A 26,121-nucleotide genomic window follows, 5' to 3' on the forward strand; every position below is an offset into this window, starting at 1 on the left:
CTTTGCGGGAAATTATTGATTTTTAATTCTTTGAAGCCTGTTCTTTATTATGCTCAAATTGTGGAACATTAAAACAGTCTTTTACCCACCTTCCGTTGACAAGGTAGATCATAAACCAGGTTATTAAGGTGATGGTAAGAGCGTTTGCCCAATTGAATACACCGTGTTCGAGATACACATGATAAGTGGTCTGAGCAAGTTGGATACCACACAAGATCAAAGTCATCTCACGGCCGTAGCTCACTATTTTATTCACCCACCTACGTTCAGGCTGACGTAATCCCATTAGCCACATCAACAACAGGCTCGGGATGCCCATTAATAAACCTAAATATAGCGTGCTTGAATCTGGGTAAACAATCGACAGCAATTTGCTCCCGCTTTCACGACTGACCCCCGCCATGGCGAATACTACCCAGGATCTGGCAAGAAACATCCATCCTAGCCAAACTAAAATCGGCGCTTTCAAAAAGCCATGAGCGTCATATTGGTCAAATGCGTAGCGCACAATATCTTCTTCTTTAATCACTTACTGCGGTCACTTTACCTGATCGCCAAGAAACTGCAATGCAGCAGCCAGTACATCAGAAAAGTCGTACCCGCGCAGAAGCTTGCTCAGAACTTGGGGACAGCAGTTCATTTCAACCCATTTGGAAGGTAGACTATAACTAAGTGACTTCAAGATGCAGGCTCCTGTAAGCCGGAGTGATTAAAAACCATGAAAAAGAATAACCCAGCAGCACCCGTGCCCTCTTTAGAAACCCAGAATGAAGCAATGAGCATTGCCAGAGCAACCCAGAAACCGGGACAGACAAAAGAACAAACCAAACTGATCGCTCAAGGGATAGAAAAAGGAATCGCGCTATATAAGAAGCAACAAAAAGAACGAAATCGCCAAGCAGACAGAGCGAGAAAAAAGCAGCTTAGAGATAGACAACGTCAGACCGACGACGTGACAGATGCAGACACGCAAGGCGTCGTAGAATCGAAGTCGTCTAAATCATCACTGCTTCCCTGGGTATTGCTTGTACTCAGTTGGATCGGTTTCGCAGCCACCATTATGATGGGAAAATAACATGCGTCACATGATTGTTGTCAGCACGATGATATCGCTGTTTGGTTGCTCATCTACATCGCTCATTTCCCATGACATAAGTCAGCAGGTTGAAGTCCGGATTGATAGTCAGTTTGACCCAGCTCAGTGCGAGTATTTAGGAGAATTAACTGGCAGTGAGGGACACTGGTACAACTACCTGTTCTACTCGAATGACGACATGATCAAAGGTGCAATCAACGATTTAAAAAACAATGCCATGGCCATCAACGCGGATACCGTGTTTATGATTTCTCCGCAATATTTCGTGACATCGTTTAGTGTGTTAGGCACCGCCTACCGTTGTAAATAATCCACGGTTTCTGCATACCCCATCTCATGGCTCAGTAGATAGGCAGAAAAAAAGCCAGCGACTGCTGGCTTATGCACGAAATCCTAGGCTACTAGCGATATCGGTCTCTCTCTCCAGAACCCATTGACTGTCAAAAGGTCCCCAATCCGACAGTTGGTAATAGCCGTCATTATGACGTCGACCATCTTGAACGAATATGAGTTCAATACCGATTCCAGGTAATGCCTTGAGTACATCTTGAATTGTACGACGAGGCCACCCCGTTTTTTCGATTAGTTTTGGTACATTTGGCCTTTCCAGGTTTTCGACCAACAAGGCCAAATATAACCGCCTTGCAAAAACAGGACTCAACTCCATTGACACCTCCTCAAATTGTGCTGAATCATTATTTCGTTTTTGCACCACAAGATGTTGCGTTTGATCAATAACTCGACTTTTCCAACCGAATTTGGTGTCATTTTACTCAAATTCCTACAAATAGAGTTCTATTTAGGCCCATTTTGTAAGTTATTAACTCCTACATCCCGTCACTTAGAGACACAAATCTACGCATAAATTATTCTCTGTAGCATTTTGTCAGTTCGATTGCTTCTTGGTAGGATGCGTGAACAGCCGAGAATTGCTTGAGCACATTAGGTGCCTAAGACCAAATAAAAGAGAAAAGGAAACATTATGACGATTACCATGTTCGGTATTCCAAACTGCGATACGATAAAAAAAGCCAAAAAGTGGCTAGAAGCGCAAAATATCGCGTATGAGTTTCATGATTATCGCAAACAAGTTGTGGATGCCGCTTTGGTGACGGAGTTTTGTGATGCTTTGGGCTGGGAGACTGTACTCAACAAACGTGGTACAACTTACCGCCAACTGACGCAGGAACAGAAAGATTCTCTCAGTGGAGAAAACGCCGTTGAACTGTTGGTAGAGAATCCAGCCATGATTAAGCGCCCTATTCTAAAAGTGAATGACCAGCTCCACATAGGTTTTAAAGCTGATCAATACGCTACTATTTTTAACTCATAATTTAAGGAACACTCAAGGATGACAGACAGTCCAGTACTGGCTCTTGCTAAAGACCTAATCAGCAGACAATCCGTAACGCCTGAAGATGCAGGTTGTCAGGACTTAATGATCGAGCGCCTTACAGCGCTTGGCTTTGAAATTGAAGTCATGGTGTTTGAAGATACAACCAACTTTTGGGCTCGCCGCGGCACACAAGCTCCTTTATTTGCATTTGCTGGTCATACTGACGTAGTGCCTGCTGGCAAACTTGAACAATGGGACACTCATCCATTTGATCCAGTCGTAAAAAATGGCTATCTGCATGGTCGGGGAGCAGCAGATATGAAAGGTTCTCTTGCGGCGATGGTCGTTGCTGTTGAACGCTTTATCGCAGAGCACCCTGATCATAAAGGCTCTATCGGCTTTTTGATCACATCGGACGAAGAAGGCCCTTTCATTAACGGTACAGTACGAGTCGTAGAAACCCTGATGGAACGTGGCGAGATCATTGATATGTGTATCGTCGGTGAACCTTCAAGTACAGAGATCGTTGGTGATGTGGTGAAAAATGGCCGTCGTGGCTCAATTACTGGCGATCTTACGGTAATTGGCACCCAAGGGCATGTGGCATACCCGCACCTTGCTAATAACCCGGTTCATTCCTCCTTGTTAGCAATCCACGAGCTGGCGACAACAGAATGGGATAAAGGTAATGATTACTTCCCGCCAACCAGCTTCCAAATCCCTAATGTATCTGCAGGCACTGGAGCTTCAAACGTTATTCCGGGTGAATTCAATGTTCAGTTCAACCTACGTTTTAGTACAGAGCTAACGAACGAAGTGATTGTTCAACGAGTCACTGAAACGCTGGATAAACATGCTCTGAACTACGAACTTAACTGGACATACAACGGCGACCCGTTCCTGACGGATACCGGTGCCTTGCTTGATGCCGTCGTTGCAGCCGTTGATGAAGTTAACCACACCAAACCAGCATTGCTGACAACTGGTGGTACTTCTGATGGTCGCTTTATCGCTCGTATGGGCGGACAAGTTGTGGAACTTGGTCCAGTTAACGCAACCATTCATAAGGTCAACGAGTGTGTGAAAGTTGACGACTTAGAGAAGTTAACAGACATGTACCAAAACACGCTGAAGCACTTGCTGGCAAATTAATCGTTCGTTAGTTACTAATTTATGAGAACACTATGACGCCATCGCAACTCACAGGTACTACCGATTCTCACCTTCAATCAACTATGGTGGGTCAGAAAGCCTTTTTGCTTCATCCAGAAGTGGCGGACGACCTACTTAAAATGATTGAGGCAGCGAATGAAGCTGGATTTAAAATGGAAATTGCCAGCGGATTTCGTGATTTTGCTCGCCAGCGTGCGATTTGGAATGGGAAGTTTTCAGGTGAGTTGCCTATTCTTGATTCAGAATCAAAGCCAATGAACAAGGCGCACTTGAGTGATGAAGAGAAGGTAATGGCGATATTGCGCTGGTCTGCTCTTCCTGGCGGAAGCCGCCATCATTGGGGCTGCGATTTCGATATTTATGCCCGCAACCTATTGCCTGAGGATGCAAATCTTCAGCTTGAGCCGTGGGAATATCTACAAGGCCACCAGCACGAGTTCTATGTGTGGCTCAAAGATCATATCAATGAGTTCGGTTTTTTCTTCCCTTACCAAAAAGATATCGGAGGCGTCGCGATTGAACCCTGGCATATTAGCCATAAGGAAATCGGACAACAATGCTTATCACTGTTGACTCCTGAGCTACTTAGAAGTGAGTTGGTTCAACAAAATCAACAGCACAGCATTGCAGGAATAGAATCTATCTTGAATAATTTAGATAAGATTGCGTCTACGTTTATTCATAACATTACACCACCACAGGAGGCACTATGATAGAGCTGTTATCTAACCCGTGGGTTATTATCATTGTGGTGTTAAGCGTCATTATCGGTAACATCGCCGCCCTGAAATACACGGCTAAAATGAAATTTAATCAAATGGATAAAAGCCGTAAAAACGAATTGGATCGATTGAATGAAATTGACCGGGAACGTTATGGGGATAAAGACGGAAAAGACGATGATTCACAATAAGCGCTGAATTTCATGAACGATCAAAAAAGGGACCGCGCGGTCCCTTTTTAACTATCAGCCTACCTTGCTGCCTTCAAGAATGAAAACCAGTTGGCGACTACTGCTTCACCACTTCAGCCAGAACAGGCACTAGTGATTTCAGGAATTCTTCTTCAACTGGTTTGCCCGCTGAATCTGTAATATTGATCGACGTTCGGTTACCTAAATCGCCCAACAAGAAGGTATATTTACCTGCCTTCAGATCGACTGGTTTAACGCCAATATCATTCCAGAAATCATCATCCGGTGAAGCGTATTTCGCCTCAACCGTACCTTGAGACTGAGTGCGGTCCTCAACTGTAAAACCGATTTTAGGGAGAATAACTGGCAGACGTGGCCACAGTACATCATATTGAGCGCGAGCAATGATGACTGGAAGACCGCTTCGGTCTGTGCCCATTGTAATAGGGATCTGTTTCACCAGTTCCTGAGCTTTGCGCTGAGCGTCTTCGCGAACTTGCTGATCGTATCGAGCTGTCACTAAGTTGGTCATGAACACATTGTAGCGCTCACGATTTGTTGGGGTAACTTCTTTAACTTGGTTGCCTTCACGCCAGTCGATTAGGCTGACTTTAAAACCATATCGACCACCTGATTCTGTACGAGTGATCTCGTATCGGCTGCCGATCTCCATATCTTCATCGGCAGAGTCCCAAGTGACCCAACCCGTTTCGATACGAGAACTCGTTTGGCTTTCAACCGGAATCTTTTGAGCTTCAACCATGCTCTGAACAGTTTGCCAAACCTTATCCTGCTCATCCTTACGCAACAACCATAAGGTCACTTCACCATCTGTCCCGCGATCCAAACGCGCTCCTGGGATCAGTTCCAGTACTTGTTGTGGAGGTCGAATATCGACGTTTTTACCTACACCACCGACGTAATTGCCTTGAGGAATTTCGTAATTTGGATAGAACTGAGGCTGAGCACCTTGTGGGGCATTCCACTCACCCAGTGTTGGGGTGTTTAAATACTCGAAGTCATCTTTTGCCTGACGACGTTGAGTGGCACCACCTGAACAGGCAGTCAATACTAATACAGCTAATGAACTTAACACTAACTGGCTTGAAAGCTTCATTTATACTCCTAAAACACTGAGGGCTCATTGGCCCCCAGTATGAACGTCAATCCTAGTAACTCAATCTAGATAAATACGGGCGTCCCTTAACGCCTGTTCCACGATCGGCTGCATTTTTTCAGAAAGCGTGGTTAGAGGAAGACGCAAACTACCATCGTCGATCAAACCAAGCTTTTGTGCCGCCCATTTAACTGGGATTGGACTCGCTTCGACGAATAGGTTCTTGTGCAGCGTCATTAAACGCTGGTTAATTGCCTCTGCTTCTTCGTACTTACCTTCACTTGCCAAATGGAACATGTCTGCCATGTCTTTAGCAGCAATATTGTTGGTTACCGAAATAACACCATCGCCACCAAGCTTAACAAACTCTAAGCCTGTCGCATCATCACCACTTAGTAAGATAAAATCTTTGCCACAAAGTTCACGATGAATAGCAACTCGGCTTAAATCACCCGTCGCATCTTTGATACCGACTATATTATCAATCTTTGACAAACGCGCCACTGTCTCAGGCAGCATATCAACGGCAGTACGACCTGGTACATTGTACAAAATTAACGGAATCGCACTCGCTTCAGCGATTGCTTTATAGTGCAGGTACAAACCTTCTTGTGTCGGTTTGTTGTAGTATGGCGTTACACTTAGGAAGCCAGAGATACCAGAATCAGCCAGCAATTTACTAAATGTCACTGCTTCGTGAGTTGCATTTGCACCCGTACCAGCGATCACTGGAATACGACCGTTGGCAAACTCTACAGTCTTATTAACGACCTTTACATGCTCTTCAATCGTCAAAGTCGCTGACTCACCGGTTGTGCCTACTGCCACAATACCGTCTGAACCTGATTCAATATGGTACTCTACTAACCTTTGTAAACTATCAAAGTCTACTTCACCATCTGCTTTAAATGGCGTAATCAGCGCTACGATACTTCCTGAAAACATGTTTATCTCCCTTATTTAGTTCTTTCTGCATGGTACTGTAATGCGATTGAAAAACACAAGAGCGTAAACTCGCTTACAAAGTACAAATGAGTGAATAATTATCAGATGTTAGAGATCTCGCAACTTAATTGCCTGGTTTGACCTGACTCTAGACAAATTTGATAATGGTGTCAGTTAAATGGTTCTATCACTGGTTAATAACATATAAACAAAGGACCGATCTCATTTTCACTATGCTCAGAAATATACTCTTTGGGGCGCTTTATCAAGTCATACTTGAGTGAATAAAAAAATCATCTTGTAAACAAAAGCTGACCGAAGGCGTGGTAATAATAAATGGCATGGTTTTAACATAACCCAGAGCGTCAAATGGGCTTACTGCCTTTGCTAGCTTCCAGGTTGTCCCTCCCCTTCAACCGTTGATCAAAACGTACAACAGCAAAAAACCAAAAAAAGAACTGACTCGATATTTCTCTATCATATCTGTGCTAACATCTTTCTATTGAAGAAAGGACAAGAAGCTCATTTATGAAGCAACATCTGGTACTTACAGCAGTTGGAACGGACCGTCCAGGCATTTGTAACCAAGTCGTCAAGCTCGTTACGCAAGCTGGCTGTAATATTGTTGATAGCCGCATTGCTATCTTTGGTAATGAATTTACCCTCATCATGCTGCTGACTGGTAACACCAGTAACATCACTCGCGTCGAAACACAGATGCCTTTATTAGGGCAGGAACACGACCTGATCACGATAATGAAGCGCACCGCCGCTCACGAGTTACTTGATAACAGTTACGCTATGGAAGTCTTTATTGAGTCAGATGATCGCCCGGGACTAACCGAAAAATTTACCCAGTTCTTTGCCGACCAGCAGATCGGATTGGATTCACTTAGCGCACAAACCATCAGCAAATCTAAAATTCAGGCCGATGTCGATCAATTCCACATCGCCATTACTGCATCGGTCTGTGCCGATTGTAATCTCATGCAGCTACAAGAAGATTTTGATGAACTTTGTAAGTCGCTCAACGTACAAGGTTCTCTGAATTTCATTAAAAACACACCATAAAGTAAAGGAAATCATAATGAACACGCTGACAGCGGGCTCACCAGCGCCAGCCTTCTCTTTGCTCGACCAAGACGGCAACACTGTGACTCTTGGGGATTTTAAAGGCAAGAAAGTACTTTTCTACTTTTACCCTAAAGCCATGACTCCAGGTTGTACTGTACAAGCGAAAGGTCTGCGCGACGTTAAAGCAGAACTAGAGGCGCATAATGTCGTTGTTCTAGGCGTCAGCATCGACCCTGTAAAACGTCTCGGTAAGTTTATCGAGAGAGATGAACTTAACTTCACTCTGCTTTCTGACGAAGACCATGCGGTTGCAGAACAGTTCGGAGTCTGGGGCGAGAAAAAGTTCATGGGCAAAGTCTACGATGGACTCCACCGAATCAGCTTCCTAATCAACGAAGATGGCGTGATTGAACACGTGTTTAATAAGTTCAAAACCAAAGATCATCACGAAGTGGTTTTAAATTATCTGAACGAAAACGCGTAAGAATAACGTATTCGTAATACAAAATGCCCAGCAGTTGCTGGGCTTTTTATTCTTGTGAGTACCGGGTAATGGCTTACTTCATCGCCTCTGAATTATTCTTGCTCGGTTGGCTCGTGCTCATCAGGGCTAGGTAACGCATTCCAAACCGCTTTGACCAATGTCGCTAGAGGGATTGCAAAGAATACTCCCCAGAAGCCCCACAGGCCGCCAAAAACTAGCACTGCGACAATAATGGCGACTGGATGCAGGTTTACCGCTTCAGAGAAAAGAACCGGAACCAGAACGTTCCCATCGAGTGCCTGAATAATACCGTAAGCAACAAGTAACCAGTAGAATGGCGGAGTTAATCCCCATTGGAACAAACCTACGATCGCCACTGGCACGGTTACCGCCGCAGCACCAATGTAAGGAATAAGAACGGATAAACCCACCGCAACCGCTAACAACGCGGAGTAACGCAAATCCAAAATCGCGAAAGTGACATAACTGACACTCCCAACAATCAATATTTCAAGCACTTTACCGCGAATATAGTTCGAGATTTGTTGGTTCATCTCATGCCAGACTTTGTTCGCTAACTTACGGTTTTTAGGCAAAATACCACTGGCCATACCGAGCATCACTTCTTTATCTTTTAGCAAGAAGAAGATCAGTAAAGGCACCAAGATTAAGTAGACCGCTAACGTTGCAAGACTGACTAACGAGGCCAGTGATCCCTTAACCACACTTTCCCCAAGACTTACAGCCTGATTTTTCGCATTCGTTGCGATTGTTTCAACGATTTGCAGGTTAGCCAGCTCTGGATGGCGCTCAGGCAATGAAACAATAATCTTCTGTAAGCCATTGTACATATTTGGAATATCGTTAATTAGGTTTCCGACCTGATTCCAAATGGTAGGCACCAACCCAAACAATGCGATCAACATCAAACTGATAAAAACCAGCAATACGATGATCACGGAGAGCGTGCGGGGCATTCCTAAACGACACATTTGCACCACTGGCCACTCCAGCAAATATGCCAATACAATCGCCACGAGTAGAGGTGCAATGAGATGACCGAAGAAATAAATGGTGATAAAGCCAAATAGCAAGATCGCTACGAGGCTCACAGCATGTGGGTCTGAGAATCGACGTTGATACCAACGATTTACCATTTCGAACATCTTAAACGGATTCCTTATTGAAAACAGTCAATGTGTAGTGATCTGATGTTGGTTGGCAATCAACCATGTATCCCTGAGAGTTTAGGTATTTCACAATATCTTGTTTAGAGCTGTTATCCATCACTTTAATGACAAGCTTATGATGCTGCTTTTCTCCCTGAAAGGCCTCTGCAGTGTGACGCTTAGCGAGTAACAGTGCCATGGGGCAGCGTTGCTCGCGCAAATCAAGTAACATGGATTCCATTGTATTGCTCTGCACTTATGATAGGGTTGTATTGTAACGGCTTTTTGAGCTGGAGCTAGCAATTCTGACACTATTTAACCGGAAACTGAAATCACTCAGATACAGAAAAATTTACGAAACCAATTCGTTTAATCCCGGTCTTATTGCTAGCGCACTCATCCGACAGGATGACCATAAAGTATAGTGGTAACGTTGAGAGGTACTCTACCTCCAACCACTTGCTTAGGTATTTGGGAGAACCTTTAGAACGTATGTTAAAACGCACTCGATCGCTAGTTTGCTTATGTATTGCTGCTGCAATTAGTTCGCCGACAACCTACGCCAATAGTATCGACTTACCAGATATTGGGACAGCTGCTGGGAGCACACTATCGATAGACCAAGAGTTAATTTATGGTGATGCTTATATGCGCATGCTCAGAGCGAGTAAGCCCATCGTTAACGATCCCGTTATTAACGAGTACATTGATTCTCTCGGCCATCGATTAGTCGCCAATGCGGCCGATGTAAAGACACCGTTCCACTTTTTCATGATACGTGACCGTAATATCAACGCTTTTGCGTTTTTTGGCGGTTACGTTGCTTTGCACTCAGGACTTTTTCTGCATGCTCGCAGCGAAAGTGAGTTAGCGTCCGTTATTGCTCACGAAATCGCTCACGTCACCCAACGCCACCTTGCTCGCAGTATGGAAGACCAAGCTAGACGCTCCCCGGCAACACTGGCTGCGTTAGCGGGTGCCCTGCTCCTCTCAATCGCAGCACCAGAAGCAGGCATAGCGGCAATAACAGCGGCGACGGCGGGAAACATGCAAAGCCAGATAAACTACACCCGCGCGAATGAGAAGGAAGCCGACCGTTTTGGCATCTCGACACTGGCAAAAGCAGGATTCGATGTGCAAGCCATGCCACGTTTCTTTGGGCGTTTAGCTGACGAGTATCGCTATGCAAGTAAACCGCCTCCGATGCTGCTGACCCACCCATTACCGGAAGACCGCGTTGCGGATAGTCGACAACGAGCACAAGCTTATCCACCGATGCGTATCGCCCCATCGATTGATTACCATCTGGCTCGAGCACGGATCGTTGCGCGTTATGCAGGCATTGATGGACCTGCCGCGTTAGGTTGGTTCGAACGTACACAGAAAAATGCCTCTGCCGATATCATGCTTGCGTTCGATTACGGACGTGCATTGGTTCATATGGACAGCAAACGCTTGTCTCAGGCTGAGCCAATCCTAAAAAAGCTGTTGGCACAAGACCCAGGAAATCCGTTCTATCTTGATGCGATGAGTGATCTCTATATCGAAAAAAAACAACCTGAAAAAGCTGTCGAAATGTTGAGTAGTGCGCTCGCTCGTAATCCTCAAAACACAGTCCTGACCATTAACTATGCGAATGCCCTGCTTGAGGCAAAACAATACGAACAAGCTGTACGCATTCTTCAGCGCTACTCACATGATCGCCCTGAAGATACCAATGGTTGGCAGTTATTGTCGAAGAATTACCATGAACTCGGACGCAATGACGAAGAGTTAGCAGCACGCGCTGAGATTTTGGCATTGCAAGCAAACTGGAATAAAGCGATTCAATATTATAGTGAAGCGAGTAAAATGGCCCAGTTGGGCAGCTTAGAACAAGCTCGATACGATGCTCGTATTGACCAACTCATGATCCAAAGAGATCGATTCATGGCATTACAATAACGAAATGGAGAAAACCATGTCAGTCGTGATTTATCACAACCCTCGTTGCTCAAAGAGCCGTCAAACTCTTGAACTGCTTGAACAAAATGGTGTTACACCAGAAGTCGTAAAATACCTGGATAACCCACTTAACGTAGATGAACTAAAAGCCCTGTATGCTCAACTCGGTTTCTCATCAGTTCGTGACATGATGCGTACTAAAGAAAGCGAATACAAAGAATTAGGCTTAGATGATGAGTCAGTCAGTGATGAGCAACTGTTCGAAGCAATGGCACAAAACCCAAAATTGTTTGAACGTCCAGTAGTGGTAGCAAACGGCAAAGCAAAAATCGGTCGCCCACCAGAGCAAGTGTTGGATATTCTATAAATGGATTGCCAGATCCTTATTTTGTATTTCAGCCGTCATGGCGCAACAAAACAACTGGCAAGACAGATAGCAAGAGGAGTCGAATCGACTCCTCAATGCCAAGCAATTTTGCGAACAGTTGAAGAATTGTCACCTCACTCACATACCCCTTCCGATCCAATTGTTACTCTAGAAGAACTGAAAAATTGCGACGGCCTCGCGTTTGGCAGTCCTGTTTGGTTTGGCAATATGGCAGCGCCTCTAAAGCACTTCTGGGATCAAACCACTCCTTTGTGGGTGAGCGGTGACTTAATTGATAAGCCAGCTTGTGTATTTACCTCATCATCTTCGATGCATGGTGGGCAGGAAACGACGTTACAAAGCATGATGACGCCATTATTGCATCACGGGATGATGCTACTTGGCATACCTTATGTGGAACCCGAACTACACTCAACGATCTCTGGTGGAACACCATATGGCGCAAGCAGTGTAGGAAAAGATCCAAGTCTTACCAACGACGAGGCTCGTCTGGCTCAGAAACTGGGTAAACGACTGGCAACAGCAGCATTAAAGCTCAAAGGCTGTTAGTAAATTCAAGGATAGTAAATCGATGTCTGAATCTTTTGACCAACCTGCACTTGGTGCCCAAACTAAAAGCTATCGATATCTGGCTTTATTTGGCAACTTGGCTTTATTAGCGTGGGTAGCAATCTGGCAGCTCGCTTTATCGCCTCACCCTCACTTAAGCAGCACAACCTTAGCAATTGCATGGTGTATACCCTTATTACTTCCTCTTCCGGGCATCTTGGCTGGAAAACCTTACACTCATGCATGGGCCAACTTCGTGCTAATGCTGTACTTCCTGCATGGACTAACCATCCTTTACGTCGATGATGGGGAACGTTGGCTAGCGGTAGTTGAACTGGTGCTGACTACTTTTGGTTTCATTGGCAACATTCTGTTTGCGCGAGCGAGAGGCAAAGAGCTCGGGCTTAAGCTCAAACGCTTATCCCAAGTAGAAAAAGAAGAAAAAGCCAAATTCAATAAATAAGCAATTTCAAAGTGTCAAAAAAAGAGTCGCGATTTGCGACTCTTTTTATTATTTTAGAATCATTAGTATTTTAAGAACGTTGGCTAGCGGTCCACTCGTAGATTACATCATACTGTTCTTGTGTTGGCGCGATAATGACAGACTCTGATTCCTGCTCCTCTTGAACCGGCACTTCAGCCGTCACAACGTCTGAATTTAATTGTTCTTCTTCCGCCAATGTTTCCGTTGGTATTGGCTCTTGCGTCGCCTGCACAGGACGTACCTCTTCAACTGGCTTAATCGGCTCTTCATACACCGCTAACTGAGAAATCGATGACGCTTCTTGTTCAAAGGCCTGTTTTGATGCCAATAGATGAAGCCTAAGCGTCAACTCATTACCTTGAACACGTTTAATCTCGCTACCCGCAACAGAGTTGAGCTTCTTCAACGCACTTTCTAAACGGAAGAAATCTGAGGCAGAAGTAATGTTAACGACTTTCATCGTAATGCCCTCAGAAGACTCGCCAGAGACTACAACGGCACTCTTGCCTGCGTAATAATCGGTAATGCCATCTACCGTTGTTGTAATGGCATCAGCCCCCGAAGCAGAACCACTACGTGGGGTGCGTTGAGAAATAATAATTGCAGATGGTGATTGATCGTAAAGAGTCCAGCGGACTTGATCGCCTTGTGCACGCAACACAAGTACGGCGTCAACTGGGTAACGTTGGCTGGCCTTAGCAATTGGTTCAACAAAACCGCCCCAAAGATCGGACACATTCACGCCCGTGACATCTTCAAAATCGCCCACAGGAATGGTGATTGGTAACCCTCTCGCTTCTGCAGCGGAACGCAGCGCCGCAATGTTTGAAGAATCTGAGTGTTCCCAGGCAACGGTGCGATCATAAGCCTGCTCTTCTACTACCCAGACAAGGATATTAGGGCGGTGAGGTGACCACGAAGGTAATTGTGCTTGCGTTAGAAGAGAGTGAATCTGGCCACCATTAAAGCGCATCTTTAAACTTGATTGACCATTGACTTGCCCGTAACCAAGTTGAGAAATGTAACTGGAACTGGAGTTCAAAGCTTTTTGAATAACCGGGTTGCTTAAAGAAGATTGTGAACCAGTTGCTCTAACAATCACATCTTTCATACCCTGTTCTCTAGCCAAAGACTCACCGTTTTCCTGTTCACTATCGATGACGACTTCGGCATGATAGATATCTACCTGAGTTGATGCATACACTGGCAGGGACAACCAACCTATCAATAAAAGAACTAAATAGCGCATAGTTTTCATTTTCCTCTAAACAAGAAACTGCATAATAAGAAACTATCAAACCCGGAGCAAGGCGACCCAAATGTAAATAGCTTGAAATATGACCAACTTAGGCCACTTTCGGAACGACCTTTAGAGTACATTAACTAGCCACCCTTTTTCCTTAAGTGCCTGATTGCTTATTCGGGAAACGAATGAACACATAAATGTCTCCACGATTACTTATCTAATGCAAGAAACGCGACATTACACCCTTTTCTTTGCGGCGCATCTAACAAAATATGAATTTCAGCTCATAAAACAGACACTTTTGCAAACTAGCCACTCTCAAAACATACTTTGTCCACTTAAAATCATCGAAAAATTTGATCTGAGCATTGTCGCAAACGTTTGCTGAGTGATACTATTCGCCGGATTTGTCTGCGTATCTTTAAATAGGAAATGATTATGAAAAATGCGTTACAAGGCGCTCAGATGCTCTTTGTCGCTTTTGGTGCTTTGGTACTCGTGCCCCTTCTGACAGGACTCGATCCAAACGTAGCACTCTTCGGTGCCGGTGTCGGTACCCTCCTCTTCCAATTGATCACTAAACGTTCTGTCCCAATTTTCCTTGCCTCTTCTTTCGCGTTTATTGCTCCTATTCTGTTCGGTATCCAAACATGGGGTATCGGTGCAACAATGGGTGGCTTAATGGCAGCAGGTATGGTGTATATTGCACTTGGCGCAATGATCAAAATTCGTGGCGTAGACTTTATCCATAAGATTCTGCCACCTGTGGTTGTTGGCCCAGTTATTATGGTTATCGGACTTGGCTTAGCACCAACAGCCGTTAACATGGCGATTGGTAAAACAGGTGATGGCGCCGCTCAACTGGTCAATGGTGATGCCGCCATTATGATTTCATCAGTGTCACTGCTAACGACCATTGCATTGAGCGTGTTTGCGAAAGGTTTCTTGAAGCTAGTACCAATTGTTGGTGGTATTTTAGCAGGTTACTCTGTGTCTCTCGCATATGGTGTGGTCGACTTTACTCCAGTTGCTCAAGCCGCGTGGCTGGCAATGCCAAACTTCACAACGCCAGAGTTCAACATCAACGCGATTCTATTTATGATTCCGGTGGCGATCGCTCCCGCGGTAGAACACGTGGGTGACATACTGGCCATTTCAAATGTGACTGGCAAAGACTACCTTAAAAAACCTGGCCTGCACCGCACAATCGCGGGTGACGGTTTAGCGACTATGGCTGCAGCTATGGTTGGTGCGCCACCAAATACAACCTATAGTGAAGTGACCGGTGCAGTTATGCTGACGAAAGCATTCAACCCGGTGATCATGACGTGGGCAGCGGTGACGGCTATCATTCTGGCTTTGGTCGGTAAGCTAGGCGCTATCCTACAGACAATCCCTGTGCCTGTAATGGGTGGCATCATGATCCTACTGTTTGGTTCTATCGCAACTGTAGGTTTGAACACGCTGATCAAAAACCACGTGGACCTGCACAAATCTCGTAATCTGGTTATCGTTGCTGTTACGCTAGTATTTGGTATCGGCGGCATGGCTTTCGGTATTGGCGAATTCAGCCTGCAAGGCGTTAGCTTGTGCGGTATCGTGGCGATCATTCTAAACCTGATTCTTCCACACGACCTAGGTGAAAACCACGTTGTAGATAACGCTCAAATCGAAGAAGACAAAACAAACTAATTTGCCGAATCAACTTAGACACATACAAAAAAGGCTTGGTATTAACCAAGCCTTTCTTCTTTGTTCACAACTGATTAAGCGTGTTTTGTGCGCTTATTTAGTACCAAAAATCTTATCGCCCGCGTCACCAAGACCAGGAACGATGTAACCTTTGTCGTTCAGCTTCTCATCAATTGCCGCTGTGTATAGTTCAACGTCTGGGTGTGCTTTTTCCAGCGCTTCGATACCTTCTGGAGCCGCAACCAGAACAAGAACTTTAATCTGATTACAACCTTTCTCTTTCAGAAGGTCGATAGTCGCGATCATCGAACCACCAGTTGCCAGCATAGGATCAACAACCAGCGCGATACGCTCATCGATGTTAGACGCAAGCTTGTTAAAGTATGGTACTGGCTCTAGTGTTTCCTCGTCGCGGTAAATACCGACTACACTGATACGTGCACTTGGCATGTGCTCAAGAACACCATCCATCATACCCAGGCCAGCACGAAGGATTGGCACTACTGTTACTTTTTTACCTTTAATTTGGTCAACTTCTACTGGACCATTCCAACCTTCGATAGTAACTTTCTCAGTTTCAAAGTCTGCTGTCGCTTCGTAAGTAAGTAGGCTACCGACTTCTGTCGCTAATTCACGAAAACGCTTTGTGCTGATATCACCTTCTCTCATTAGACCAATTTTATGTTTTACTAGAGGGTGCTTTACTTCAACAACTTTCATGTCCATCTCCGGCTATAGTTGGCTATATTTAAACAAACCTTCAGATTATACACGATTTCCACTAGGAAATCAGGATATATGACTAAAGAAAAAAACTCGCGCAAACGTTTGCTATCTGTAATTAAGCACTGGTAGAATAGCGCCGTTTTCATATCCAACTTAAATACCGAGGACTTCCCTGTGAGTGGTAATAACTCTTCTCTTAGCTATAAAGACGCTGGTGTAGATATTGATGCAGGCAATGCGCTTGTAGATCGTATTAAGGGTGCGGTTAAACGTACTCGTCGCCCTGAAGTGATGGGTGGTATCGGTGGTTTTGGCGCTTTATGCGAATTACCGACGAAATACAAACAACCTGTACTGGTTTCTGGTACCGACGGTGTAGGTACTAAACTTCGCCTGGCACTGGATATGAACAAGCACGATACCATCGGCATCGACCTTGTTGCTATGTGTGTAAACGATCTAATCGTGCAAGGTGCTGAGCCATTGTTCTTCTTAGATTACTACGCAACAGGTAAGTTAGACGTAGACACAGCGGCAGATGTTGTTTCTGGTATCGCGGATGGCTGTGTGCAAGCTGGTTGTGCACTTATCGGCGGCGAAACGGCTGAAATGCCTGGAATGTACGAAGGCGAAGACTACGACGTTGCTGGTTTCTGTGTTGGCGTGGTAGAAAAAGAAGATATCATCGACGGCACTAAAGTTGCAGTCGGTGATGCCCTTATCGCTGTAGGTTCTAGCGGTCCACACTCAAACGGTTACTCACTGGTTCGTAAAATCCTTGAAGTTTCTGGTGCTGACAAAGATGAAGTACTAGACGGCCGTACTATCGGTGAACACCTTCTTGAACCAACTAAGATTTACATCAAATCAGCACTTAAGATGATTGAGAAGCACGACATTCACGCTATCTCGCACATCACTGGTGGTGGTTTCTGGGAAAACATCCCTCGCGTACTACCTGAAGGCACTAAAGCAGTGATCGACGGTAACAGCTGGGAATGGCCAGTGATTTTCCAATGGCTACAAGAAAAAGGTAACGTAGAAACCCGCGAAATGTACCGTACATTTAACTGTGGTGTTGGCCTAATCGTTGCCCTACCTAAAGAACAAGCTGAAGCAGCAGTTGCACTTCTACAAGAAGAAGGCGAAAACGCATGGGTGATTGGTGAAATCGCTCAAGCGGAAGCAAATGAAGAACAAGTTGAAATTAACTAACTTGCGATTCTCGCTCAAAAAATAAAAAGAATGAGGACACTAGGTCCTCATTCTGCTATCTGGAACTCGAAAACCATTTCAATAGTAGGTAATTTAGAAAACCTACAATAGTAAGGCAGTCTCAACATCATGAAAAACATAGTGGTCCTCATTTCTGGTAGTGGCAGTAACCTACAAGCGATACTGGAAGCATGTGAAGCGAATATGCCTAACGCACAAGTCGCTGCCGTTTTCTCAAATAAAGCGGATGCTTACGGATTAGAGCGAGCGAAAAAATTTAATGTTGATGGCCATTTTGTCGATCCAAAGGCATTTGAATCACGCGACGCATTTGATGCTGAGTTAATGAAACAAATCGATCAGTACAAACCTGACGCTGTCATTCTGGCCGGTTACATGCGCATTCTCAGCAGTGAGTTTGTCCAGCATTACATGGGCAAAATGATCAACATTCACCCTTCCCTGCTGCCAAAGTATCCAGGCTTGCACACCCACCAGCGTGCAATTGATGCAAAAGATAAAGAACACGGCACCAGTGTTCATTTTGTGACGGAAGAGCTAGACGGTGGCCCAATTGTTCTGCAAGCAAAAGTGCCTGTTTTTGAAGATGATGATGCGGAAACACTGGCAGCGCGCGTGCAAACTCAAGAGCACACCATCTATCCAATTGTGACTAAGTGGCTGGTTGAAGACAGACTGAAGATGCTCAATGGTAAAGCTTGCTTAGATGGAAAAGAACTCGGTGAGCACGGCTACGCCGCCGCTGAAGATGAAGAGTAGTCCTCTAACTCTTTCTCGCAGATTCAAAAAATCAAAAAAGGCAGTCTTGATGACTGCCTTATAATTAGCTAGAAAGAATTGATTATTCTAGCGGTTCGGTCGGAGCTTGATTACCCGGCTTTGGCGCTGCAAACGGCACATTGGTGAGCTCATGAGCATTGTTCTTCATTAGCTCTCCTAAATGAAACAGACCATATTCGCCTGGCTTCATTCGCTGCCATGCTTCATTACCTGTCAGAGGTTGAGTAGCAATCACTGACACAATATCGTTCGGTGTGGTCTCTTCCTGGAAGTTAATCTCCACATCTTCATCAAGTAATGCGGCTTTACCAAATGGTGCGCGTCGCGTGATCCAATACAGATGATTAGTGCAATAGGTCATCACATATTCACCATCACTGAGCAGCATATTGAACACGCCTTTCTCTCTCAGCAGATCACAACATTCAGCAATATAAAGAAAGACCGATTCCATATCCTCAGGAGGCTCTGGATATCTTTCTTCCATTTGCTTAAGCAACCAACAAAACGCCAGTTCACTGTCGGTCTGACCTACCGGACGATGCCGTCCTGTGTAGAGATCCTGATAATCAGACAACTGACCATTGTGAGCAAATGTCCAATACTTACCCCACAATTCGCGTGTGAATGGGTGAGTATTTTCTAAATTGACTCCGCCACGATTCGCCTGACGAATATGACTGACAACCGCACGGCTTTTGATCGGATAGTTCTGAACCAGTTCAGCTATTTTGGAATCGCAACTTGGCGTAGGATCTTTAAAAGTCCTAAAACCTTTCCCTTCATAGAAAGTGATTCCCCAGCCATCACGGTGTGGGCCAGTTCTGCCTCCACGCTGCATCAACCCTGTGAAGCTGAAACAGATATCCGTTGGAACATTGGCGCTCATGCCGAGCAATTCACACATGGTTTAACGAACTCCTTACCTATACAGCCCAAAAGAGGCTGCGAAAAACTTATTCCATCTCTTTCTCAATTAGTTGAATGATGATGTGAATAATCTTAATGTGCACTTCCTGAATACGGTCAGCGTAGCCAAAGTGAGGTACACGAATTTCAACGTCGGCCAGACCCGCCATTTTTCCGCCGTCTTTGCCCGTCAGTGCAATGGTCTTCATGCCTTTTGCTTTAGCAGCTTCAATTGCTTTAAGAATATTGCCTGAGTTACCAGATGTCGACAAACCAAACAAGACATCGCCTTTACGGCCAACCGCTTCAACATAGCGAGAGAATACAAAATCGTAGCCAAAATCGTTACTCACACAAGAAAGGTGGCTCGGGTCAGAAATCGCAATACCTGCGTAGCCCGGACGATTGTCACGGTAGCGACCTGTCAACTCTTCAGCAAAGTGCATTGCATCACAATGTGAACCACCGTTACCGCATGACAGCACCTTGCCTTCTTGTTTAAAAGAATCCGCAATCAATTTCGCAGCCGCTTCAATTTGAGCAATGTTATGGTCATCGCTTAAAAATTTGTTGAGCACTTCAGCAGCTTCGTTCAATTCACTTCTAATCAGATCTTGGTACATAAGACGTTCTCTTTATTATTTCGACCATCGGCGTGCATCCGCATTACCTTGGAACAGTGTTCTGATGCCAATCTGGCACCGGACATTTCGTTACTGAGAGTTTACCCATAAACGAGAATTAGTGTCGATAGCGAAGCAACAGATTTGGATTGGTGGAAGTAATAAACTTAGTAAAGTGCTTAAGAAAACAGCACCCAAATCGCAATTTTAGACTTTTTACTCTACATGGATCACTTTTTATCCAATCTCGAGTTTTACATTTTATTAATATTCTGATTACAATTATAAGAACTGGTTAGACCTCTTATCAGAATACAGACGTACAACACTTATAAAGTCTGAAAAGGAAAACACATATGGACATCTTGCTTTCAATCATTGCGATGACAATCGTCTTAGGGATTACGCTCTATCACCGAATGCCACTCGTAAAATCCGTCAGCCTTCTAACCGCTGCAATGTTAGTGCTGACAATCGCTGGTGCTGTTGGCTTTATTGGCTGGGCAATTTACATTCTTGCTCTCGCCGTTTTTGCTATATCGGGAGTTCGCCAATCTCTTATCAGTCGTAAGGCTTTGGCGGTTTTCAAAAAAGTCCTGCCGGCTATGTCTCAAACAGAGAAAGAGGCCTTGGATGCGGGAACCGTTTGGTGGGAAGCCGAGCTCTTTAAAGGTAAACCTGAATGGCAAAAACTACATGCTATCCGCACACCTAAACTGAGTGCTGAGGAGCAGGCTTTTCTAAATGGCCCGGTCAACGAAGTGTGCGCTATGGTGAACGACTTTCAGGTCACTCATGAGCTTGCTGACTTGCCACCAGAGGTATGGCAATACCTGAAAGACAACAAGTTCTTCGCCATGATCATCAAGAAGAAATACGGTGGTCTGGAGTTCTCTGCTTACGCACAATCACTTGTTCTACAAAAGCTGACTGGCGTTTCTGGCGTTCTGTCTTCTACCGTTGGTGTTCCTAACTCATTAGGTCCAGGTGAATTGCTACAACACTACGGTACAGAAGAACAGAAAAACTACTACTTACCTCGCCTGGCTGAAGGCAAAGAGATCCCATGTTTCGCCCTAACCAGCCCAGAAGCTGGTTCTGATGCGGGTTCTATCCCAGACTACGGTGTTGTGTGTAAAGGTCAGTGGGAAGGCAAAGAAGTATTGGGCATGCGCCTGACATGGAATAAACGTTACATCACCCTCGCACCTGTGGCGACCGTGCTTGGTCTTGCTTTTAAACTGCGCGATCCAGAAGGCCTACTTGGTGACAAAGAAGACCTTGGTATCACTTGTGCGCTAATCCCAACCAACGTGAAAGGCGTAGAGATTGGTAACCGCCACTTCCCGCTTAACGTCCCATTCCAGAACGGCCCGACACGCGGTAAAGATATCTTCGTTCCTATCGATTTCATTATTGGTGGTGAGAAGATGGCAGGTCAGGGATGGCGCATGCTTGTTGAGTGTTTGTCCGTCGGGCGTGGTATTACCCTGCCTTCAAACTCAACCGGAGGCATCAAAACAGCGGCACTGGCAACGGGTGCTTACTCACGTATTCGCCGTCAGTTCAAACAGCCTATCGGACACATGGAAGGCATTGAAGAACCATTGGCACGCATCGGCGGGAACGCTTATGTAATGGATGCAGCTAGTAACTTAACGGTGGCTGGTATCGACCTTGGAGAGAAACCGTCAGTCATTTCAGCGATTGTGAAGTACCACTGTACTCACCGCGGACAACAAAGCATCATCGATGCAATGGACATCGTCGGTGGTAAAGGTATCTGCATTGGTCCTTCTAACTTTCTGGCACGTGGCTACCAAGGTTCACCAATTGCAGTGACCGTAGAGGGTGCCAATATTCTCACTCGCTCTATGATTATCTTTGGTCAGGGTGCAATTCGTTGTCATCCATACGTTCTAGAAGAAATGAACGCGGCATATTCTGAAGAAAGTAATGCCGTTGAGAAGTTTGATAAAGCGCTTGCTGGTCATGTCAGCTTCACCATGAGTAACCTTGTACGAAGCATTTGGTTTGGTTTGAGCGATGGCCTTGGTTCATCATCACCAACCAAAGACGCGACCAAGCGTTACTACCAGCAACTCAACCGCTACAGCGCAAACTTAGCACTTATGTCTGATATTTCTATGGCTGTGCTTGGCGGTTCGTTGAAACGTAAAGAGCGTCTGTCTGCGCGTCTTGGTGACATCCTAAGTCAACTTTACTTGAGTTCAGCAGCCCTAAAACGCTTTGATCAAGATGGCCGCCCGGTGGAAGATTTGCCATTAGTTCACTGGGGATTGCAAGACAGTTTGAAGCAAGCTGAAATTGCAATTGATGAGTTCCTGGCGAACTTCCCGAACAAAGCGATTGGCCGAGTACTTCGCGTATTTATCATGCCATTTGGTCGTGTGCGCAAAGCGCCAAGCGATAAACTCGACAGCAAAGTCGCTCGTATTCTGCAAACACCGAGTGCAACACGCTCCCGCATTGGTCGCGGTCAGTATCTGGAGCCAACAGAGCACAACCCTGCGGGTAAGATTGAGTTGGCACTGTCTGTGATTCTGCAAGCGGAGCCTGTGTTTGACAAAGTCTGTAAAGCACAAGGCAAACGTCGTCCGTTCTTGCGCCTGGACATGATTGCAGAGGAAGGATTGAAGCAAGGTATCATTACTGACGAAGAAGCTGAGCTGCTAAGAGAAGCAGAGCAGCACCGCTTAGATACCATCAATGTCGATGACTTTGCTCCTGAACTGTTGGCAGCAAAGCCAAGCTATCCTCAGATGGATAACGTTGCCTAAGTACATCAAGTATTGTTCAATAAAATAAGCGGGAGCCAAGTGGCTCCCGTTTTTGTTGTGCATTTGATAACGTCAATGATGATGAAAGAATTCATCCCCCACCATGCAAAGCAATGCGGCTATGGTTCTATGAACGTTTATCAATGAGAGCCAATATAATTATCAGTTCCGACCTAACGCTCTCTAGCGTTACTCTCTCACTTGAGATAAAACCGTCCAAACGACATTCACACGAATTGACTGATAAACAGCTCACAGAAGGTTCTACAGGACGATGTATACTTTACAGTAACTTAACCACACATAGGGTAAATCTATTGGTCAAAATATTCTTCTCCCAGTGGTTTCCAGGTTTCCAACAACTCAAGAATTACCAACGTGAATGGCTCACAAATGACATTCGTTCTGCTTTTTCTGTCGTTGCTGTTGCCTTACCCGTCGCTATCGCCTATGCACAATTAACCGGTGTTTCTGCTATTGTTGGCCTCTATTCATGCGTGTTGCCAATGTTGGTTTATGCCATGATGGGCACATCCCGACAACTCATCGTGGGCCCTGATGCTGCAACCTGTGCGGTGATTGCAGCTGTCGTTACACCTCTTGCTGCAGGCGATCCGACCAAACACTGGCAGTTAGTGATGACCATGACGGCAATGACCGGCATTTGGTGTGTGCTGGCGAGCCGCTTCAAATTGGGTATTTTTGCTGATTTCCTCTCTCGTCCAATACTTCTTGGCCTGCTCAACGGTGTCGCGCTCACCATCATTGTTAGCCAGTTTTCGAAAATAGTCGGATGGCGATACGAGCAACGTTACCTCTTGGAACGCTTGTGGGAAGCACCTCAACGCTTAGCTGAACTTCACTGGCCAACAGTAACATTAAGCATCTCTACTCTTGTTGTGTATCTGGTCACCAAGCGCTTTCGACCATCCTGGCCTGCCGCAATGCTGGCTATTCTGATCACGACCGCTTCCGTGTGGTTGCTGCATTTACAAGACATGGGCGTTTCCGTTGTCGGACTCACTCAAGGCGGTTTTCCTCAATTTCAAACGCCTAAATTTGAACTGGGTGAAGTGCGTGAATTAGTCGTACCCGCCTTGAACCTTGCCATTGTAAGCTTTGTCAGCATGATGCTCACGGCTCGCAGTTTCGCAGCAAAAAACGGTTATGACATAGATGCCAACAAAGAGTTCAGAGCCCTAGGGTTTGCCAATATTGCTTCTGCGTTTTCACAAGGCTTCGCTATCAGTGGTGCTGACTCTCGCACCGCAGTAAATGACGCCAATGGCGGGAAAACACAACTGGTATCCATCATTGCAGCACTCACCATCGCGGTAATTGCTGTTTTTATCTATGAGCCTTTACAGTTTATCCCTATTGCTTCACTCGGGGTGGTATTGATCATAGCGTCGTTGTCGTTACTCGATCTTAAAGGGATATGGACGTTAAGAAAGCGCGACAAAGACGCCTTTTATCTCGCAGTCACCACTTTTGTTTCCGTGTTGGTGATTGGCGTGATTCCGGGAATTACGTTAGCCGTACTTTTGGGACTGTTTCAATTTTTGCGTATCGTCATGCGTCCCAGCGATCAGATCCTTGGCTTAGATGACGAAGGTACCATTCGCTCCGTTGATGACACAGGCAAAGCGACGCCAATTCCGGGAATGGTGATTTATCGTTTTAACTCACCACTTACCTATTTTAATGCCGCCTACTTTAAGCGCCGTATACTAGAGCAGGCAGAACATACCAAGGATGTAAGTTGTGTCATCGTGGATGCGGTATCAAGCTTTACCCACCTAGATTTAAGTGTGATGGCAACATTATCAGACATTCACGAAATCTTAAAAAAACGGGGGATACGTTTAATTCTGGCTGGGCGTAAACGACGTTTACGTCAATGGTGCGAACTAACGGGCATCAGCACCAGCGAAGGCGGCATCTTACTCCGTGCAGATATGTATCTCGCGATAAAACTCAGTGGCTGCTACATCAATGCCGTCGGCGAAGGACAAGTACCCGCCGTGCAAAAAGAACCCGATTTGGAACCAACTCCGAAGCCGATCCCCGAAGTCGCTTAATTGCCAATATTGTCATTAAAGCGCTACTTTTAATCAACGAAGAGAACGTAAATACACTCTAAAACAAAAGCGGAACCAATAGGCTCCGCTTTCTTGTATCTAGCTTTTCGGCATTTGTAGCTGCATCTCGGGTATGGCATCTCTTTTGGCTTTCAGCTTACGCCACGCCAGCCAAACCAAGATACCCAATAGCAACATCACCACGTTACCGACAGCAATAATGATCACGCTGCGCTTCCGTTCGGCCTCACGCTCGGCGATGACGCGCTTTTCTCTCTCGATTCGGTGCTGCTCTGCAAGTTCGGCTTCTTTGGCTTTACGAGCCGTTTCTAGGTCAACTTCATCAACCACACTGAATGTTTGTTCTTGGATTGGAAAAACCAATGCACGTTGCGTGGCGAAATCAGTTGCGAAGATATTGCCATGCCATGAGTACTTACCCAACTCGGAATCGTTATCTAAATTCAGTGTAGTTTTCATACCATCCTGAGAAACGATACCTTGGCTATAACTTTTAAAACCATCAGGTGCGTTCTGTTCAACACTCACCGCCAACGAGCCAGGTGCAATCATCCCCTGCTCTCCACTGACCACCAGCTGATGGGCTTGGTTAACATCACGCGATTGAATGAAAGTACGAGATATCGGATTCGGATAGACCAGCACCACCTGCTCTTGGGCGCGTAAAAACACACCGTTCCCTGAAGTAATACGCGCGCGATATTTTCCCGGCTCCACTTCAATAGGCAGCTGGACAGTAAAGACGCCATCGCCAGCTTGTTCGTCTAAATCACGGCCATCATCGGTAAACTCACCAACGACTAATGGTACGGGGCGAGCTTCTTTAATCAGCTCATCTTCGTTTTCGATAAACTTAGTGAAGGTCACGCGCAGGTTTACACGGTCGAGAAAGTCTCTGAGAACAAGTGGTTTATCATCTGACGTGAGGCGAGCGGTAAACTTAATCGCTTCACCATTATATAGGTGGTTAGGAAAAACGTCTGTACTTAACCTTAAATGAGAAATTAAACGGACGTTGTTTTTGGGAGTGACTTTACCTACCGCTTGCCAGGGGCCTGCCATCGGCTTATCAATTGAGACGATATCGAGCGAGGGTTCCTGATACCAGCGCACATCATCGTATGCTCCCCAGGCATAATATTTTTTACCGTCAGGGCGCACTAAAACAACAGGTTGAGAACTTTGTTCACGATAAACCAGAAAGGTGATTTGTTCGATACTTGGATCGACACGAAAGCGGTTATCTAACAAAGACATGGTGGACTCATTCGCAGCACTTGCAAAACAAGCCCAGATAGCCAGAACTGCAGCCAACAAAGCCCTCAACATAGCTT

The 26,121-nt window shown here is 45.5% G+C and carries 28 protein-coding genes; 17 read left to right on the forward strand and 11 right to left on the reverse strand.

Annotated elements, in window-relative coordinates; genetic code table 11:
- Positions 1-22 precede the first annotated feature (22 nt).
- A complete protein-coding gene (locus WJM94_RS14355) occupies positions 23-508 on the reverse strand; it encodes a DUF2919 domain-containing protein (protein ID WP_444495111.1) in 486 nt (161 codons plus the stop codon).
- Positions 509-718: 210 nt separating this feature from the next.
- Here WJM94_RS14355 and WJM94_RS14360 point away from each other — a divergent pair, with 210 nt between their 5' ends.
- The gene (locus WJM94_RS14360) at positions 719-1,075 is read left to right on the forward strand and encodes a DUF2956 domain-containing protein (RefSeq protein WP_444494879.1); all 357 of its coding nucleotides are present in this window, start codon (positions 719-721) and stop codon (positions 1,073-1,075) included.
- 28 nt (positions 1,076-1,103) lie between these two features.
- Entirely contained in the window at positions 1,104-1,406 is a 303-nt protein-coding gene (locus tag WJM94_RS14365) for a DUF4156 domain-containing protein (protein ID WP_444495112.1), read from the forward strand.
- Positions 1,407-1,475: 69 nt separating this feature from the next.
- On the opposite strand, the gene WJM94_RS14370 is transcribed toward WJM94_RS14365, so the two are convergent.
- Positions 1,476-1,763, reverse strand: a complete 288-nt coding sequence (locus WJM94_RS14370; protein WP_444494880.1) for a winged helix-turn-helix domain-containing protein — start codon at positions 1,761-1,763, stop codon at positions 1,476-1,478.
- 315 nt (positions 1,764-2,078) lie between these two features.
- On the opposite strand from WJM94_RS14370, the gene WJM94_RS14375 reads away from it, so the two are divergent.
- From WJM94_RS14375 to WJM94_RS14390, 4 genes are read left to right on the forward strand one after another with little or no spacing between them, the layout of a single operon-like run.
- Entirely contained in the window at positions 2,079-2,429 is a 351-nt protein-coding gene (locus tag WJM94_RS14375) for an ArsC family reductase (RefSeq protein ID WP_444494881.1), read from the forward strand.
- Positions 2,430-2,447: 18 nt separating this feature from the next.
- The gene (dapE, locus tag WJM94_RS14380) at positions 2,448-3,584 is read left to right on the forward strand and encodes a succinyl-diaminopimelate desuccinylase (RefSeq protein ID WP_444494882.1); all 1,137 of its coding nucleotides are present in this window, start codon (positions 2,448-2,450) and stop codon (positions 3,582-3,584) included.
- 32 nt (positions 3,585-3,616) lie between these two features.
- Positions 3,617-4,318, forward strand: coding sequence for a M15 family metallopeptidase (locus WJM94_RS14385; RefSeq protein ID WP_444494883.1), 702 nt, complete (start codon positions 3,617-3,619; stop codon positions 4,316-4,318).
- Complete coding sequence (locus WJM94_RS14390) at positions 4,315-4,518, forward strand: DUF2897 family protein (RefSeq protein ID WP_444494884.1); 204 nt, start codon at positions 4,315-4,317, stop codon at positions 4,516-4,518. The genes WJM94_RS14385 and WJM94_RS14390 overlap by 4 nt, the downstream gene beginning before the upstream one ends.
- 97 nt (positions 4,519-4,615) lie before the next feature.
- Here WJM94_RS14390 and bamC read toward each other — a convergent pair whose 3' ends face one another.
- Together bamC and dapA are read right to left on the reverse strand one after the other, a co-directional pair.
- Positions 4,616-5,635 carry an outer membrane protein assembly factor BamC gene (gene bamC / locus WJM94_RS14395; protein WP_444494885.1) on the reverse strand — a complete coding sequence of 340 codons (1,020 nt, stop codon included), beginning with the start codon at positions 5,633-5,635 and terminating at the stop codon, positions 4,616-4,618.
- A 60-nt stretch (positions 5,636-5,695) separates the two neighbouring features.
- Complete coding sequence (dapA, locus tag WJM94_RS14400) at positions 5,696-6,580, reverse strand: 4-hydroxy-tetrahydrodipicolinate synthase (protein WP_444494886.1); 885 nt, start codon at positions 6,578-6,580, stop codon at positions 5,696-5,698.
- A gap of 528 nt (positions 6,581-7,108) precedes the next feature.
- On the opposite strand from dapA, the gene WJM94_RS14405 reads away from it, so the two are divergent.
- Together WJM94_RS14405 and bcp are read left to right on the forward strand one after the other, a co-directional pair.
- The gene (locus tag WJM94_RS14405) at positions 7,109-7,651 is read left to right on the forward strand and encodes a glycine cleavage system protein R (RefSeq protein ID WP_444494887.1); all 543 of its coding nucleotides are present in this window, start codon (positions 7,109-7,111) and stop codon (positions 7,649-7,651) included.
- Positions 7,652-7,667: 16 nt separating this feature from the next.
- Complete coding sequence (bcp, locus tag WJM94_RS14410) at positions 7,668-8,138, forward strand: thioredoxin-dependent thiol peroxidase (protein WP_444494888.1); 471 nt, start codon at positions 7,668-7,670, stop codon at positions 8,136-8,138.
- Between the two features lie 92 nt (positions 8,139-8,230).
- On the opposite strand, the gene WJM94_RS14415 is transcribed toward bcp, so the two are convergent.
- Together WJM94_RS14415 and WJM94_RS14420 are read right to left on the reverse strand one after the other, a co-directional pair.
- Positions 8,231-9,304: an AI-2E family transporter gene (locus WJM94_RS14415; protein ID WP_444494889.1), complete on the reverse strand. Its 1,074-nt coding sequence runs from the start codon at positions 9,302-9,304 to the stop codon at positions 8,231-8,233.
- Between the two features lies 1 nt (position 9,305).
- A complete protein-coding gene (locus tag WJM94_RS14420) occupies positions 9,306-9,539 on the reverse strand; it encodes a sulfurtransferase TusA family protein (protein WP_444495113.1) in 234 nt (77 codons plus the stop codon).
- A gap of 260 nt (positions 9,540-9,799) precedes the next feature.
- Here WJM94_RS14420 and WJM94_RS14425 point away from each other — a divergent pair, with 260 nt between their 5' ends.
- From WJM94_RS14425 to WJM94_RS14440, 4 genes are read left to right on the forward strand one after another with little or no spacing between them, the layout of a single operon-like run.
- Positions 9,800-11,251, forward strand: a complete 1,452-nt coding sequence (locus tag WJM94_RS14425; protein ID WP_444494890.1) for a beta-barrel assembly-enhancing protease — start codon at positions 9,800-9,802, stop codon at positions 11,249-11,251.
- A gap of 16 nt (positions 11,252-11,267) precedes the next feature.
- Positions 11,268-11,618 carry an arsenate reductase (glutaredoxin) gene (arsC, locus tag WJM94_RS14430; RefSeq protein ID WP_444494891.1) on the forward strand — a complete coding sequence of 117 codons (351 nt, stop codon included), beginning with the start codon at positions 11,268-11,270 and terminating at the stop codon, positions 11,616-11,618.
- Positions 11,619-12,188, forward strand: a complete 570-nt coding sequence (gene wrbA, locus WJM94_RS14435) for an NAD(P)H:quinone oxidoreductase (protein ID WP_444494892.1) — start codon at positions 11,619-11,621, stop codon at positions 12,186-12,188.
- A gap of 22 nt (positions 12,189-12,210) precedes the next feature.
- On the forward strand, positions 12,211-12,651 hold the full coding sequence (locus WJM94_RS14440) for a DUF2069 domain-containing protein (protein WP_444494893.1): 441 nt from the start codon (positions 12,211-12,213) through the stop codon (positions 12,649-12,651).
- 70 nt (positions 12,652-12,721) lie between these two features.
- On the opposite strand, the gene WJM94_RS14445 is transcribed toward WJM94_RS14440, so the two are convergent.
- Complete coding sequence (locus tag WJM94_RS14445; RefSeq protein WP_444494894.1) at positions 12,722-13,921, reverse strand: DUF2066 domain-containing protein; 1,200 nt, start codon at positions 13,919-13,921, stop codon at positions 12,722-12,724.
- Positions 13,922-14,356: 435 nt separating this feature from the next.
- On the opposite strand from WJM94_RS14445, the gene WJM94_RS14450 reads away from it, so the two are divergent.
- Positions 14,357-15,610, forward strand: coding sequence for a uracil-xanthine permease family protein (locus tag WJM94_RS14450; RefSeq protein WP_444494895.1), 1,254 nt, complete (start codon positions 14,357-14,359; stop codon positions 15,608-15,610).
- Positions 15,611-15,703: 93 nt separating this feature from the next.
- Here the strand turns inward: WJM94_RS14450 and upp are convergent, their stop codons facing one another.
- Positions 15,704-16,330 (reverse strand): uracil phosphoribosyltransferase, encoded by a 627-nt coding sequence (gene upp / locus WJM94_RS14455; RefSeq protein WP_014232731.1) that lies wholly within the window; start codon positions 16,328-16,330, stop codon positions 15,704-15,706.
- Positions 16,331-16,510: 180 nt separating this feature from the next.
- On the opposite strand from upp, the gene purM reads away from it, so the two are divergent.
- Positions 16,511-17,551, forward strand: coding sequence for a phosphoribosylformylglycinamidine cyclo-ligase (gene purM, locus WJM94_RS14460; RefSeq protein ID WP_444494896.1), 1,041 nt, complete (start codon positions 16,511-16,513; stop codon positions 17,549-17,551).
- 129 nt (positions 17,552-17,680) lie between these two features.
- Positions 17,681-18,331: a phosphoribosylglycinamide formyltransferase gene (gene purN, locus WJM94_RS14465; RefSeq protein ID WP_444494897.1), complete on the forward strand. Its 651-nt coding sequence runs from the start codon at positions 17,681-17,683 to the stop codon at positions 18,329-18,331.
- Positions 18,332-18,413: 82 nt separating this feature from the next.
- Here the strand turns inward: purN and WJM94_RS14470 are convergent, their stop codons facing one another.
- Together WJM94_RS14470 and lpcA are read right to left on the reverse strand one after the other, a co-directional pair.
- Positions 18,414-19,259 carry a class II glutamine amidotransferase gene (locus WJM94_RS14470; protein ID WP_444494898.1) on the reverse strand — a complete coding sequence of 282 codons (846 nt, stop codon included), beginning with the start codon at positions 19,257-19,259 and terminating at the stop codon, positions 18,414-18,416.
- Between the two features lie 49 nt (positions 19,260-19,308).
- Positions 19,309-19,884: a D-sedoheptulose 7-phosphate isomerase gene (lpcA, locus tag WJM94_RS14475; RefSeq protein WP_444494899.1), complete on the reverse strand. Its 576-nt coding sequence runs from the start codon at positions 19,882-19,884 to the stop codon at positions 19,309-19,311.
- Between the two features lie 356 nt (positions 19,885-20,240).
- On the opposite strand from lpcA, the gene fadE reads away from it, so the two are divergent.
- Positions 20,241-22,685: an acyl-CoA dehydrogenase FadE gene (gene fadE, locus WJM94_RS14480; protein ID WP_444494900.1), complete on the forward strand. Its 2,445-nt coding sequence runs from the start codon at positions 20,241-20,243 to the stop codon at positions 22,683-22,685.
- A gap of 317 nt (positions 22,686-23,002) precedes the next feature.
- Entirely contained in the window at positions 23,003-24,766 is a 1,764-nt protein-coding gene (locus WJM94_RS14485; RefSeq protein WP_444494901.1) for a SulP family inorganic anion transporter, read from the forward strand.
- A 99-nt stretch (positions 24,767-24,865) separates the two neighbouring features.
- On the opposite strand, the gene WJM94_RS14490 is transcribed toward WJM94_RS14485, so the two are convergent.
- Entirely contained in the window at positions 24,866-26,116 is a 1,251-nt protein-coding gene (locus WJM94_RS14490; RefSeq protein ID WP_444494902.1) for a TIGR03503 family protein, read from the reverse strand.
- Positions 26,117-26,121: the final 5 nt, after the last annotated feature.

This window comes from Vibrio sp. YIC-376 (assembly GCF_052353105.1).
Classification (GTDB): Bacteria; Pseudomonadota; Gammaproteobacteria; order Enterobacterales; family Vibrionaceae; genus Vibrio.

Bases quoted from the DNA above. Each gene is read 5' to 3' on its own strand.
- WJM94_RS14360 (WP_444494879.1), top strand. From the start codon at position 719: ATGAAAAAGAATAACCCAGCAGCACCCGTGCCCTCTTTAGAAACCCAG.
- WJM94_RS14365 (WP_444495112.1), top strand. From the start codon at position 1,104: ATGATATCGCTGTTTGGTTGCTCATCTACATCGCTCATTTCCCATGAC.
- WJM94_RS14370 (WP_444494880.1), bottom strand. From the start codon at position 1,763: ATGGAGTTGAGTCCTGTTTTTGCAAGGCGGTTATATTTGGCCTTGTTG.
- WJM94_RS14375 (WP_444494881.1), top strand. From the start codon at position 2,079: ATGACGATTACCATGTTCGGTATTCCAAACTGCGATACGATAAAAAAA.
- dapE (WP_444494882.1), top strand. From the start codon at position 2,448: ATGACAGACAGTCCAGTACTGGCTCTTGCTAAAGACCTAATCAGCAGA.
- WJM94_RS14385 (WP_444494883.1), top strand. From the start codon at position 3,617: ATGACGCCATCGCAACTCACAGGTACTACCGATTCTCACCTTCAATCA.
- WJM94_RS14390 (WP_444494884.1), top strand. From the start codon at position 4,315: ATGATAGAGCTGTTATCTAACCCGTGGGTTATTATCATTGTGGTGTTA.
- bamC (WP_444494885.1), bottom strand. From the start codon at position 5,635: ATGAAGCTTTCAAGCCAGTTAGTGTTAAGTTCATTAGCTGTATTAGTA.
- dapA (WP_444494886.1), bottom strand. From the start codon at position 6,580: ATGTTTTCAGGAAGTATCGTAGCGCTGATTACGCCATTTAAAGCAGAT.
- WJM94_RS14405 (WP_444494887.1), top strand. From the start codon at position 7,109: ATGAAGCAACATCTGGTACTTACAGCAGTTGGAACGGACCGTCCAGGC.
- bcp (WP_444494888.1), top strand. From the start codon at position 7,668: ATGAACACGCTGACAGCGGGCTCACCAGCGCCAGCCTTCTCTTTGCTC.
- WJM94_RS14415 (WP_444494889.1), bottom strand. From the start codon at position 9,304: ATGTTCGAAATGGTAAATCGTTGGTATCAACGTCGATTCTCAGACCCA.
- WJM94_RS14420 (WP_444495113.1), bottom strand. From the start codon at position 9,539: ATGTTACTTGATTTGCGCGAGCAACGCTGCCCCATGGCACTGTTACTC.
- WJM94_RS14425 (WP_444494890.1), top strand. From the start codon at position 9,800: ATGTTAAAACGCACTCGATCGCTAGTTTGCTTATGTATTGCTGCTGCA.
- arsC (WP_444494891.1), top strand. From the start codon at position 11,268: ATGTCAGTCGTGATTTATCACAACCCTCGTTGCTCAAAGAGCCGTCAA.
- wrbA (WP_444494892.1), top strand. From the start codon at position 11,619: ATGGATTGCCAGATCCTTATTTTGTATTTCAGCCGTCATGGCGCAACA.
- WJM94_RS14440 (WP_444494893.1), top strand. From the start codon at position 12,211: ATGTCTGAATCTTTTGACCAACCTGCACTTGGTGCCCAAACTAAAAGC.
- WJM94_RS14445 (WP_444494894.1), bottom strand. From the start codon at position 13,921: ATGCGCTATTTAGTTCTTTTATTGATAGGTTGGTTGTCCCTGCCAGTG.
- WJM94_RS14450 (WP_444494895.1), top strand. From the start codon at position 14,357: ATGAAAAATGCGTTACAAGGCGCTCAGATGCTCTTTGTCGCTTTTGGT.
- upp (WP_014232731.1), bottom strand. From the start codon at position 16,330: ATGAAAGTTGTTGAAGTAAAGCACCCTCTAGTAAAACATAAAATTGGT.
- purN (WP_444494897.1), top strand. From the start codon at position 17,681: ATGAAAAACATAGTGGTCCTCATTTCTGGTAGTGGCAGTAACCTACAA.
- WJM94_RS14470 (WP_444494898.1), bottom strand. From the start codon at position 19,259: ATGTGTGAATTGCTCGGCATGAGCGCCAATGTTCCAACGGATATCTGT.
- lpcA (WP_444494899.1), bottom strand. From the start codon at position 19,884: ATGTACCAAGATCTGATTAGAAGTGAATTGAACGAAGCTGCTGAAGTG.
- fadE (WP_444494900.1), top strand. From the start codon at position 20,241: ATGGACATCTTGCTTTCAATCATTGCGATGACAATCGTCTTAGGGATT.
- WJM94_RS14490 (WP_444494902.1), bottom strand. From the start codon at position 26,116: ATGTTGAGGGCTTTGTTGGCTGCAGTTCTGGCTATCTGGGCTTGTTTT.